The organism is Chitinophaga agrisoli (genome assembly GCF_008386695.1).
GTDB lineage: Bacteria > Bacteroidota > Bacteroidia > Chitinophagales > Chitinophagaceae > Chitinophaga > Chitinophaga agrisoli.
In genome coordinates, this window is the sequence record NZ_VUOC01000002.1 from 663174 (window position 1) to 675146 (window position 11973).

11 protein-coding genes are annotated in these 11973 nt (G+C 49.1%); 3 read left to right on the forward strand and 8 right to left on the reverse strand.

What is annotated here, in order from left to right:
• Positions 1-73 precede the first annotated feature (73 nt).
• Complete coding sequence (locus F0L74_RS10070; RefSeq protein ID WP_149837739.1) at positions 74-1279, forward strand: NAD(P)-dependent oxidoreductase; 1206 nt, start codon at positions 74-76, stop codon at positions 1277-1279.
• A gap of 72 nt (positions 1280-1351) precedes the next feature.
• Positions 1352-1825, forward strand: a complete 474-nt coding sequence (locus tag F0L74_RS10075) for a hypothetical protein (protein WP_149837740.1) — start codon at positions 1352-1354, stop codon at positions 1823-1825.
• On the opposite strand, the gene F0L74_RS10080 is transcribed toward F0L74_RS10075, so the two are convergent.
• From F0L74_RS10080 to F0L74_RS10095, 4 genes are all read right to left on the reverse strand, one after another.
• Positions 1822-2547, reverse strand: coding sequence for a tRNA1(Val) (adenine(37)-N6)-methyltransferase (locus tag F0L74_RS10080; protein ID WP_149837741.1), 726 nt, complete (start codon positions 2545-2547; stop codon positions 1822-1824). The genes F0L74_RS10075 and F0L74_RS10080 overlap by 4 nt on opposite strands.
• A gap of 202 nt (positions 2548-2749) precedes the next feature.
• A complete protein-coding gene (gene tsaD, locus F0L74_RS10085) occupies positions 2750-3754 on the reverse strand; it encodes a tRNA (adenosine(37)-N6)-threonylcarbamoyltransferase complex transferase subunit TsaD (RefSeq protein ID WP_149837742.1) in 1005 nt (334 codons plus the stop codon).
• 30 nt (positions 3755-3784) lie between these two features.
• Positions 3785-4102: a hypothetical protein gene (locus F0L74_RS10090; protein WP_149837743.1), complete on the reverse strand. Its 318-nt coding sequence runs from the start codon at positions 4100-4102 to the stop codon at positions 3785-3787.
• A 57-nt stretch (positions 4103-4159) separates the two neighbouring features.
• On the reverse strand, positions 4160-5407 hold the full coding sequence (locus tag F0L74_RS10095) for an ABC transporter permease (RefSeq protein WP_188315944.1): 1248 nt from the start codon (positions 5405-5407) through the stop codon (positions 4160-4162).
• Between the two features lie 250 nt (positions 5408-5657).
• Here F0L74_RS10095 and F0L74_RS10100 point away from each other — a divergent pair, with 250 nt between their 5' ends.
• Positions 5658-7241, forward strand: a complete 1584-nt coding sequence (locus tag F0L74_RS10100; protein ID WP_149837745.1) for a peptide chain release factor 3 — start codon at positions 5658-5660, stop codon at positions 7239-7241.
• Positions 7242-7599: 358 nt separating this feature from the next.
• On the opposite strand, the gene F0L74_RS10105 is transcribed toward F0L74_RS10100, so the two are convergent.
• The 4 genes from F0L74_RS10105 to porG all read right to left on the reverse strand — a co-directional run bounded on the left by F0L74_RS10105 (position 7600) and on the right by porG (position 11793).
• Complete coding sequence (locus F0L74_RS10105) at positions 7600-8094, reverse strand: DUF6265 family protein (RefSeq protein WP_149837746.1); 495 nt, start codon at positions 8092-8094, stop codon at positions 7600-7602.
• A complete protein-coding gene (locus F0L74_RS10110) occupies positions 8066-9988 on the reverse strand; it encodes a menaquinone biosynthesis decarboxylase (RefSeq protein ID WP_149837747.1) in 1923 nt (640 codons plus the stop codon). The genes F0L74_RS10105 and F0L74_RS10110 overlap by 29 nt, the downstream gene beginning before the upstream one ends.
• 97 nt (positions 9989-10085) lie before the next feature.
• Complete coding sequence (locus F0L74_RS10115) at positions 10086-10403, reverse strand: hypothetical protein (protein ID WP_149837748.1); 318 nt, start codon at positions 10401-10403, stop codon at positions 10086-10088.
• A gap of 526 nt (positions 10404-10929) precedes the next feature.
• Positions 10930-11793 (reverse strand): type IX secretion system protein PorG, encoded by an 864-nt coding sequence (gene porG, locus F0L74_RS10120; RefSeq protein WP_149837749.1) that lies wholly within the window; start codon positions 11791-11793, stop codon positions 10930-10932.
• Positions 11794-11973 lie beyond the last annotated feature (180 nt).

Here is an 11973-nt window from a genome sequence, read left to right on the forward strand (position 1 = left end):
ATTTCCCGATGTGTAAAAAATCTTATTTCCGTATCAAAAGCCGTTCATAAGGCCGAATGATGTAAATTGAAACATGCAACACATTCATATAGGCCTCATACGGGAAGAAAAACTTCCCCATGATAACCGTGCCGCCTTTACGCCCCTGCAGTGCCAGTGGATCCTGCAGCATTATCCGCAGGTGCGTATTACCGTGCAGCCTTCCCCCCACCGTTGCTTTACGGATAGCGAATATACGGAGGCCGGCATCCCCCTTTCAGAGGATCTTTCCCACTGCCAGATCCTGATGGGCATTAAGGAAGTACCAAAAGATAAGCTCATGCCCGGCAAAACCTACCTGTTCTTTTCCCATACCAAAAAGGAGCAGCCGCATAACCAGGCCATGCTGCAGCATATCATCGACCATAACATCACCCTGGTGGATTATGAATGCCTGGTACATGAAGACGGCCAGCGGATCCTGGGCTTTGGCTTTTTTGCCGGCGTAGTGGGCGCCCATAACGGCCTGCTGGCCTATGGTAAAAGAACCGGCCTGTTTAACTACCGGCCGGTCCATACCTGCCACGACCTGCAGGACCTCATCAAACATTATTTTGGCATTAAACTGCCACCCCTGAAGATAGTGGCTACCGGTTCAGGCCGGGTGGCGGCGGGCATACTCGAAGTAATGGGCATGCTGGGCATTAAATACATTCCGCCGGAGGAGTTCCTGATCAACAGCTATGCCTACCCCGTTTATACCCAGCTAAAGGCCGGCGAGTTGTACCTGCGCCGGAAGGACAAGACCTATAGCCGCGACGATTTCCATACCCAACCGGAGGCCTATGAATGCCGCTTCCTTCCGTATGTAACGGCCAGCGATATCCTGATGAACGGTATCTACTGGGAAGAAGGCATTGCTCCCCTGTTCACCTGGAATGACCTGGCCAAGGACAATTTCCGCATACAGGTGATCGCAGACATTACAGACGATACCAACGGCTCCATCCCCTGCAACCTGGGCGATTCTACCATCGAGGAACCCGTATATGGCGTAGACCGCATCAGCCGGGAGCGCACCGCCCCCTACCAGCCCGGCTCCGTAGATATGATGTGTGTGAGCAACCTGCCTAATGAGCTGCCCAGGGACGCCTCCCAGTACTTTGGCGACCAGCTGATGAAATATGTCTTTGAAGACCTCCTCCAGGAGCATAGCGAGGTCATCGCCAATGCCACGATCGTAAAGGATGGGGAGCTTACAGAGCGGTTCCGCTACCTGGAAGGCTACGTACAAGGTTAACACCCAGATAACATCCGGAATGATTATATTTGTTCTATTACATCATGTTCCGGCTATGCTAATCTAAGAGTTATGAAGTATTTACCCCAATTACTGCTAGTAATCCTATGTTTACTGGTATACTCCTGCATTAAAGAAACCAGCCTGGAAGGCCGTTTGCCTCAGATTCCTCCCCCCATAGACACAAGTGATACAGACACCACCGGTCCGGTAGATATTGATACCGCCGCCACCTTTACCCTGGTCTCCACCAACGGCAATTGCTCCAACGCTACCGTCAGCGGCACTTTCATCATGGGCCAGTACCTCACGGAGTTTAATACCGTCACCATGGATGTGGATGTTACCTACCCCGGCCAATGGATCGTTTTCACTGAAACGGTGAACGGAATCTCCTTTGCGGATGCCGGTATCTTCACCAAAACAGGCATTCAGACCATTACCCTGCTGGGCGCTGGTACGCCCGGCGAGTTCGGGACAGTGATAGTACCGGTCACGGTGGGCACTACGACTTGCAGCTTCCCGGTCACTATACAGGAAAATTAGAGATACAGATAATAAGGCTGCAACAGCTCCACAAACGCGGGTGTGTATGCATTCCCCTCGTCATAAATGGTTAACTCCCGGATCTCCGGCTTCAGCACCGCCTGTTTAAAGATTCCCACAGTACGGAACGGCCCTGCATGCCGCACACTTTGCCTCACTTCCAGCAACTCTTCCGGGTAAAAACCTATAGCTTCTGCCTGCTCGCGAAAAGCAGGGAATGCCGCATGGGGCAGCAGCACAGAAAAGGTACCTTCCGGCTGTAAATGGCTGCCGATGGCCTCCAACAGCTCCGTATACCCCAATGTAGTAGCATGCATCGCCTGGTTGCGAAGGTTATTATTACTTTTCAGACTGCCCTCATAAAAAGGCGGGTTGCTGATAATATGATCGTAGTGAGAGGTGGCGGGCAAATAACGTATATCCGACTGGGTAACCTGCAATCGCTCCGCCCAGGGCGATGCCGAAAAGTTTTCGGCTGCCTGCCCGGCAGCATCACTATCCAGTTCTACCCCGGTAATAAAAGCAGGTATCTGCTGGGCTAACAATAAGCTTAACAAACCGGTGCCGGTCCCAATATCCAATATCTGTTGCGGAACCGGCGACTGCCTGGCCAGGTATCCCGCTGTAAAAGCCCCCTGGATACAGGCGTCTGTACATACCTTCATCGCACACTTGTCCTGGTGTACAGTGAATTGTTTAAAACGGAAATATTGATTGGACATGGGAACTAATGTGCTGATGTGCAAATATGCTAATGTGCTAATGGATTGACGTGCAGATGGCCTGGTGCATTAATGCGTTCATATGCTAAATAAAAAGATTATACATAAGTTCATTATAGTTTATTTGATTCCCGTAATCCCTATTCCACAAAAGCATATCGCCCTCTTCATTAGCACATTAGCATATTTGCACATTAGCACATCAAAACGCCGCCCTTGCGCTGGGCACCGCATCCAACCCCGCAAACTCGCCCGCCTGGTACTTATACCAGGCCGTCATCGCGATCATAGCAGCATTATCCGTACAATATTCAAACTTAGGGATATAATACTGCCACCCATGCCGCTCGCTATAGGCCTGTAACGCCTTACGCAAACCAGAATTTGCACTCACCCCGCCGGCAATGGCAATATGTTTGATACCGGTCTCTTTGGCCGCTTTCACCACTTTATTCATCAATATGCTCACGATCCGCTCCTGCACAGAGGCGCAGATATCTGCCATATTTTGTTGTACAAATCCAGGATCCGATTGCTGCTTTTCCTGCAGAAAATACAGGATGGCTGTCTTTAACCCGCTAAAGCTGAAATTAAGCCCCGGTATCTGCGGCTCAGGGAATTTAAACCGGGTAGCATCGCCCTGCTGGGCATATTTATCGATGAGCGGCCCGCCGGGATAGGGTAATCCCAGCAGTTTGGCGCTTTTATCAAAAGCTTCGCCGGCGGCGTCGTCCAGCGTCTCGCCGATCACTTTCATGGAAAGCGGGCTTTCGCACAATACGATCTGGGTATGACCACCGGATACCGTCAGGCACAGGAAAGGGAATTCCGGCTTAGGATCTTCTATAAAATTGGCCAGCACATGGGCCTGCATATGATGTACGGCAATCAGGGGGATATTTAACGCCAGGGCCATGGCCTTGGCAAAACAGTTGCCCACCAGTAAGGAGCCTATAAGCCCGGGAGATTGGGTAAAGGCAATGGCGCTCAGTTCGCTGCGGTCTACGCCTGCTTTCCTGAGCGCCATATCCACCACAGGAACAATATTTTCCTGGTGCGCGCGGGAGGCCAGCTCCGGCACCACGCCCCCATATTGCTCATGTACGGTTTGATTAGCTATATAATTGCTGAAAACTTTCCCATCGCTGAGTACTGCGGCGCTGGTTTCGTCGCAGGAGGACTCTATCGCTAAAATATGTATGGCCATAGACTGCAAAACTACGGCATTTAATGTTGTTTATCTCTCCTTGATGCAGTCAATACGTACGATTTTGCCGGCCATACAGATAGATGCGCGGTCGTGGAGTTCCGTATAATTGAATCGTATCTTTTGCCCAGCCTTCAGATGAAAGCTGCTGTCAGTGATCTCTGCTACCTGGAGTTTGGAATGATCCTTATCATTTAGCTGGATCATAAGACCGCAGCCATCCAGGCCGGTCATATCCACCACTTCGCCTTCGAAGCGGCAACCCATATCTTTTTGGGGAGTTTTACAGGAAAAAAGCATGGCTGCAAGGCCGGCGCCGGCAATTACTACAGGCAGGTTCAGGTTCATATGATGTATTTTTCCAGTATAACGCTGGCGCGGAAAGATTGTTACAGGAAATTGCCATCAATTACTTCTGATTGCCACCACTGGATCCAGCTTGGAAGCAAAGAACGCAGGAATGAACCCCGCCAGCACCCCTACCACCACAGAAGTACCCACGCCAAAGATCACATTCCCGGCAGACAGGGAAATAGTAAAGCTTTGTCCGCCGCCAAATGCAAGGATCAACAAATACACGATCAGCATCCCCAGCGTGCCCCCTATCAGGCAAAGCAGAATAGATTCCAGCAGGAACTCCATCAATATTACGCTCCGGCGGGCGCCGATAGCTTTTTTAAGGCCGATGATATTCGTTCTTTCTTTTACCGTCACAAACATGATATTGGCAATACCAAAACCACCCACGATCAGCGCAAAACAACCTATCACGCCACCGCCTATACTCAATGCGGCAAACAACCCATCCAGGCTGCTGCTTAAAGCGGTGATCTCATTCAGGGAGAAATCGTCATCATCCCGGGGGCGCAACCGGTGCATAGCCCGCAGTGCTCCTCTCAGGTCATCTTTCAGTTGCTCCATGGGGATCTTAGGCGCGGCCTTTACCATAATAAAAGGATCGCCAAACCGGCGCTCATCCATAATGGTACGGCCATAACCGTAAGGTACGATCACAGAATTATCATAGTTGATACCACCCAACAGGCTCTCCCCTTTCTTTTTCAGCAGGCCTATTACACGGCAGTTACGGCCGGCTACCCGTACTTCCTTTCCCAGGGCTACATCCGCGGAAAAGAACAGGCCTTCCCATATATTGGCGCCCATGATCACCACATCCGCGCTTTCCTCACTACCACTGAAATAGCGGCCACTAACGATTTGCAGCTGCTGGATCTTGTCAAAATCATGGGAAACCGCCATCACTTCCACCCCATCCATATAATCATCATCATGCTCCACCTTTTTGCCATAGGCGGAGAAAGCAAAGGCCATGGCCGATGCGCTCTGCACTTTATCCTGTAAGGTCTTTAATTCTTTATGCTGCGGTTCGGGACGGTTACGGTATTTCCACCAGGGCGCATTGGGGCCGCCTTCCCAGGGCCATTTCTGAACATAGATCACATCGCTGCCCAGCGCCTGTACATCATTACGGATATTGTTTTCCATGCTGTCTGTTACCGTAAACACGGCCACAATACAAAAAATGCCGATCGTGATGCCCAGCAGCGACAGGAAGGTACGCAGCTTATTCACTTTCAGCTCCAGCAACGCCATTTTAAGGCTGTTCCATAAGATCTTAATGGTAGCTAACATATTCCAAATATACTCTATAAATATGAATGCTGCTAGCAGCTTTTGACAGCCGGTCATTAGCCTTCGTCAGCTGCCAAAACGGGATGACTGACCGTTAATAGCTAAAAAAATTGCTATTTTTGCACCCATTTTGGAGCCCAAGCCGAAGGGCGCGGCGCCATGAGACCAATAAAAACGACTAACAATTTCGAATGAAACAGAGCCGCAGGCGAAGTTCCATGAGACCGATAAAAAAGACCAATTATTACGAATGAAATACACCAGCGAGATCAACAAACGGAAAACATTTGCCATCATCGCCCACCCGGATGCGGGGAAAACTACCCTAACGGAAAAATTCCTCCTCTTCGGCGGCGCTATACAAACGGCAGGTGCGGTAAAGTCCAATAAGATCAAAAAGCATACTACCTCCGACTTCATGGAAATCGAACGGCAGCGCGGTATCTCCGTGGCTACATCCGTAATGACCTTCGAATACCGGGATGTGCTGGTGAACCTCCTCGATACCCCTGGTCACAAGGACTTCGCAGAGGATACCTACCGTACGCTCACCGCCGTAGACAGCGTGGTACTCGTAATAGACTGCGTAAAAGGGGTGGAAGAGCAAACCGGCAAACTCATGGAAGTATGCCGCATGCGCGATACCCCGGTGATCATCTTCGTAAACAAAATGGACCGCGACGGTAAAAACCCTTTTGACCTGCTGGATGAGCTGGAAGAGAAACTGAACATCAAGGTACGCCCCCTCAGCTGGCCCATTAACGGCGGCACAGACTTTAAAGGCGTATATAACCTTTATAATAAAAGCTTCGTATCCTTCCTGCCCAATAAAAAGGCCACGGACGATGATATAGTAGCCCTGGATGATCTGACCAGCAGCTATGTGGATGAGCATTTCAATGAAAAAGATGCTGCCCAGCTGCGGAATGATGTAGAGCTGATAGAAGGCGTATACGATGCCTTTGATAAACAACCCTACCTGGAAGGTAAAATGGCGCCGGTTTTCTTTGGCAGCGCCGTAAATAACTTCGGGGTAAAGGACCTGCTGGATACCTTCGTGGAGATCGCCCCAATACCCCGCGACCGTGAAGCCAGCACCCGCCCCATTACCGTAGATGAAGAAAAATTCAGCGGCTTTATATTTAAAATACACGCCAACCTGGATCCCCGCCACCGCGACCGTATCGCATTCCTCCGCGTATGCTCCGGCCGTTTTGAGCGGAACAAATTTTACCACCATGTGCGCCTGGATAAGGATGTACGCTTCAGCAACCCGTACAGCTTCCTGGCCCGCGAAAAGAACGTAGTGGACGACGCCTACCCCGGCGATGTAGTAGGCCTTTTTGATACCGGTAACTTTAAGATAGGCGATACCCTTACAGAGGGCGAAGACTTCTACTTCACCGGCATCCCCAGCTTTTCTCCGGAGCTGTTCAAGGAACTGGTGAACCGGGACCCAATGAAGACCAAACAGCTGGAAAAAGGTATCCGCCAGTTAACAGACGAAGGCGTGGCGCAGCTCTTCACCCAGCACGGCGGCAACCGCAAGATCATTGGCTGCGTGGGCGACCTGCAGTTTGAAGTGATCCAGTACCGCCTGCTCCAGGAGTACGGCGCAGCCTGCCAGTTCAATACCCTGCCCTTCTACAAGGCCTGCTGGATCACCGGCAATAAACAAAAGGTCGAAGATTTTATCCGCTTCAAACAAGCCAATGTCGTAGAGGATAAAGATGGTCACCTGGTATACCTGGCCCAGTCAGAATGGTACCTGAATACAGAGCGTACCAACAACCCGGAAATAGAGTTCCATTTTACTTCAGAGATCCATAAATAACAATGTGCAAATGTGCTAATGTGCAGATGTGCAGATGTGCTAATAGTTGAATGTATGGATTAAATAATGTATTATCTACGGAGTATCATCCACATTAATCCATTAATCGCTGCATTCCATCATTAGCACATTAGCATATTTGCACATCCGCACATTAACTTCTCCCTTTCTCGCAAATCAATTTCCCGAATACATAAACCGCCGGAGCGGCAGCCCGCTATTTTTGTACCATCAACACGTGATCATAATATATTACTGTTGAATAGCAACGTAGTTTAATTTGAGTTTGGTCGTACAAAAAAAGCCGCACCTGTTTCCCGGGAGCGGCTTTATTATTGGTAAAGATCCTTATTATCCTTTATTCCTTCTTCTTATACTGGAAAATGATCTCGCCATAGGTATTCCCTTGCTTCCCCTCTACCTTAGCGTCCAGGTGCCGCTCATCCTTTAAACGGTACGTGATCTTTTTCGGGAAATCATGCGCTGGATTTTCCGCAATAAAACCTTCGGGCTTCAGTACCTGCAGCTTAAAACGCACAGGCTGGTCATTATTTTGTCCCTTGATGGTAGGAATATAGTAGATAGCATCCGTACTGCGGATCAGCTGCATCGTTTCCTGCAATACACTGTCTGCGTTTACAATTCGCCAGGTGCGTCCTTCAAAGGTAGAGTCATTTACGCGGCTCCATTGTTCTGTGATCATGCTCTCCCGGGTCCGCATCTCCCAGGTGCCCACCAATCGGGTCAGGTACCGGAAGTTTTCCGTTTTTACCTGGCCAGTGGCGCTCAAAACCCCGGATAATAGTATGATGAGTAAAAAAAGGCTACTGTTGTACCACCGCTTCTTGTCCATATATCTGTTGTTTATATTTCAGCGAGGGCGATGCGATAAAGGGTCCCATACCCAGGTCCTTCCACTTGTCATCCACCTTACGGATGGTGGCGTCATCCGCTACAATGATATTGGGCCAGTCCCGCTCAAAATTGTCCAGTATCCGGGTCTTCAATGTGCCGTCAAAACCAATACCGGCCCTTCTTTTGTGATTGGGCAGCGGCATCTCGGTAATAAAGCTGTCGCGTTTGGGGTCCAGGTTATTACAGAAACGCCAGAGGGCAGAAGGCAGGTCACTCACATCCACCGTATGCTCCACATACAGCACCATTTTGATACCGGTCATTTCTGGCAGCTCATAGAGGGCTTCGTTCAGCTCTTTTATATGGAAAGGGCGGCTTTTTTGCACAGCTACCAGCAAACAGGGAATATCCATTTGCAGCAGGGAGGCGTTAATACCTTTGATCTCCGGGAACCTTTCCCGGATAAGGGCTTCGCTGGCAGCGTTATACTGCAGGCGGCCTGTCTCATAGCTGTTGTCTGATTCTTCCTCGTATTTTTTAGTCCCGTCAATACACATCTTACCGCCAAAACCCATTTTGGAACAGGAGTGGTCCAGTACATCCATTGGTCCCTGGCTCAGGTAAATATCAGTAGCAGGGTTCAGGTGACGGAACACATACTGCGCCAGCTGTTTATAGTCCTGTATGGCAGCGCCTTCGTCCGTTACCACCAGTATCTTGTTAAACATCATCTGTCCGGCTCCCCACATAGCATTCATCACTTTCTGGGCCTGACCGGCATAGTCTTTTTTTATCTGGGCGATGACAAGGTTGTGGAATACGCCCTCCACCGGCATGTCCATATCCACGATCTCCGGCACCAGCGTCATTTTTATAGGCGCCAGGAAAATGCGCTCCGTGGCCTTGCCTATCCAGGCGTCTTCCTGGGGAGGAATGCCTACTATCGTAGAGGGATATACGGCGTCTTTACGGTGCGTGATACAGGTAACATGAAAACGCGGGTACCAGTCCGCCAGGGAATAATAGCCGGTATGGTCGCCAAACGGCCCTTCCCAGATCAGCTCTTCCTCGGGGTCTACGTATCCTTCTATTACAAAATCCGCATCTGCCGGTACTTCCAGCTCCGGCTGACTGATACATTTCACCAGCTCCACCTTCTTTTTGCGAAGGAAACCAGCCAGCATATATTCATCCACATTTTCCGGCAAAGGAGCGGTGGCAGAATAGGTATATACAGGATCGCCGCCCAGTATAACAGCTACCGGCATACGCTTTTTCAGCTTCTTGTATTCCATGAAGTGTTTGGCGCTTACCTTGTGTTTATGCCAGTGCATACCCGTCATATCCTTCTCAAATACCTGCATACGGTACATGCCTACATTACGGCTGCCGTTGTTGGGATCTTTGGTGTGGATCACAGGCAGGGTGATAAAAGGGCCGCCATCTTTGGGCCAGCACTGCATCACCGGCAGCTTGCCAAGGTCCGGGTCCTGCATCACTACTTCCTGGCAGGCGCCTTTCCCGCTTACCACCTTGGGCATCCAGGAGGCAAACTGGCTTAACTTGGGCAGCATGGATAATTTATCGAGAATGCCTTCCTTGGGTTTGGAAAGCATTTTAAAAAGGTCTTCAATCTCCCGGGACACATCGTCCAGTTCCTGCACACCCAGGGCCAGGCACATACGTTTATAACTGCCCATGGAATTTATAAGTACCGGGAAATCATAACCTGTATTTTCAAACAACAGGGCTTTGCCGCCACCCGGCGACTTGCTCACACGGTCCGTTATTTCTGCTATTTCAAGCTTTGGGTCCACATAGGTTTTGATGCGCACCAGCTCACCCGCATTTTCCAGCGTATCAATAAAATGTTTCAGATTCTTGTACGGCATAATCAATGAAAAGACAAAGTAAGTTCAAATATATGTCAATAAAAAATGTCCTGCCCCCTTGCAGGAACAGGACATTTACAAATCTATCCGTTATTGACTAATGCACGATGGTGATACCCGCATTCACTACCACCCGGGGACGGCTGGGATAGTATACTACCGGCGGAGGCGGCGGGGGCGCGTAATATACCGGCGCAGGCGCTACATATACCGGCCTGGGAGCCACATATACCGGCTGCCTGTACACCACTACCCTGCCCGGCCTGCAATCATTATAATAATAGCGTTCGTGTTTCCAGTGCCCGTTTCCATGGCCACGGCCATGTCCATATCCCCTGTCGTAATGCCCTCTTTGCGCCTGTGAAGAAAATACGATGCCCATTAACAGCAGCATCATGAAGAATACGCGTTTCATGCTGTTCAGTTTTAAGTTCTTAAAGAATGTTGTTTTAGCAGATGGTGTGTTACCCGGGAAAGGGTGAAAGGTTGATAGCTTGTTCGGTTCTTGCCGGTGTTCAGTTTATTTTTACTAAAAAACGCAGTTATTAAATTAATATTAAAATACAATTTCACTACTATTAGAACGCAGTTTTACCACTATTAGCATGCAGTTTTAACCCTGTTGAAATGAAGCCGTTTTACTGTTATTAAAACGAAAATACGTAGTGTTTATTGTAATGAACAGGTAGGTGAAGCGTCCAACCTGGCCGGCCTTTCCGGCTCTTACTATCTCCGCGGTTTCTGATCCATGTGGCCTTTTGTCCAGTTGGCGACCGCTTCGTTTATTACCTGTTTCAACGTATATAATTCAAAGAGTATGCCAAATAAAAAATCCCGCCCAACCGATGGTGGACGGGATACCTTTTTTTATTGTGGACTTTGTTGGGGGCGATTTTGCGACCTCCCTTTCAACAAGTATTATGCCAAAATCGAATTGATGATCAATATCTTGGACAGGAAGAGAACTTCTGCCTGCCAAAAGGACCACGGCTGCCGCCACCACCAATACGGTAAGTGATCGTAAGACCGGAGAAAATGTACCAGTCGGAATGTTTATCAGAGCCCCTGATAGTGCCATCCGCAGGATAAACACCGGGTGTAAGCCCTTTGCCGTTTACCTCATCGCCCCGGTAGGCAAAATCAACGGATTTCTGCCCAAATCTGCGCAGTAAGTCCTGGTCTACATAGGTCTTGCTCACATCATCCAGGTAGTCCGTGAATGTTTTGCGGATCCCCACTTCAAATCCAAGGGTCCAGGCGTCGCTCAGCATCACCTTTACGCCCGCGCCAAATGGCAGGGCAAACTGCGTAAGGTTATACTGTTTCCTTTCCGGGTATTCCGCCAGCTCCTGCCCTTCCGTATTAAGCCGGCGCAATGTAACAGTATTCCCCAGGGAATCTTTTGTAGTAGGATAGAAACTGAACACAGCGATACCGCCAAACACATAAGGCGTAAAGCCTTTGTCATAGATGTCCAGGAAATTGATCTCAGCGATCAGGTTCCCTTCCCATATTACAGAACGGAAGCTCAGGTTACGCTGTACCAGCAGTTTGCTTTCATTGGTGCTGTCCGCCGCCGCTATATGCCCCATATTAAGGCCCGCACGCAGCGTAAGATAGCGGTTAATATCCCTTTTGACCATAAGGCCAAGCGCCGGACGCGTATAACGCATATCCACCCGGGATTGTGCGAGGTCCCCACTGTAATTACTGATTCCCAGGAAACCACCTACATGCCAGTCTTGTGAAAAAACGCAGAGAGGGGCCAGAAAAGTAAGCAGCAATATCCATGTAATCTTTTTCAACTTGCTAAGGTTTAGAGGCTAATAGAATAGTATAATAACGTTAAGAAAATGTAAAAAAGTATAAAGGTATAGTTTTCAATTGCCATGTAATAATTTTTTCTCAATTAATGACTAAAACGTTAACTTTAGAATACTTGGAAAATTACCTTTATTCATTATTTCATATATACATCTATAACT

Bases quoted from the DNA above. Each gene is read 5' to 3' on its own strand.
- F0L74_RS10095 (WP_188315944.1), bottom strand. From the start codon at position 5,407: ATGTTAGCTACCATTAAGATCTTATGGAACAGCCTTAAAATGGCGTTG.
- F0L74_RS10110 (WP_149837747.1), bottom strand. From the start codon at position 9,988: ATGCCGTACAAGAATCTGAAACATTTTATTGATACGCTGGAAAATGCG.
- F0L74_RS10105 (WP_149837746.1), bottom strand. From the start codon at position 8,094: ATGGACAAGAAGCGGTGGTACAACAGTAGCCTTTTTTTACTCATCATA.
- F0L74_RS10090 (WP_149837743.1), bottom strand. From the start codon at position 4,102: ATGAACCTGAACCTGCCTGTAGTAATTGCCGGCGCCGGCCTTGCAGCC.
- tsaD (WP_149837742.1), bottom strand. From the start codon at position 3,754: ATGGCCATACATATTTTAGCGATAGAGTCCTCCTGCGACGAAACCAGC.
- F0L74_RS10115 (WP_149837748.1), bottom strand. From the start codon at position 10,403: ATGAAACGCGTATTCTTCATGATGCTGCTGTTAATGGGCATCGTATTT.
- F0L74_RS10100 (WP_149837745.1), top strand. From the start codon at position 5,658: ATGAAATACACCAGCGAGATCAACAAACGGAAAACATTTGCCATCATC.
- F0L74_RS10080 (WP_149837741.1), bottom strand. From the start codon at position 2,547: ATGTCCAATCAATATTTCCGTTTTAAACAATTCACTGTACACCAGGAC.
- F0L74_RS10075 (WP_149837740.1), top strand. From the start codon at position 1,352: ATGAAGTATTTACCCCAATTACTGCTAGTAATCCTATGTTTACTGGTA.
- F0L74_RS10070 (WP_149837739.1), top strand. From the start codon at position 74: ATGCAACACATTCATATAGGCCTCATACGGGAAGAAAAACTTCCCCAT.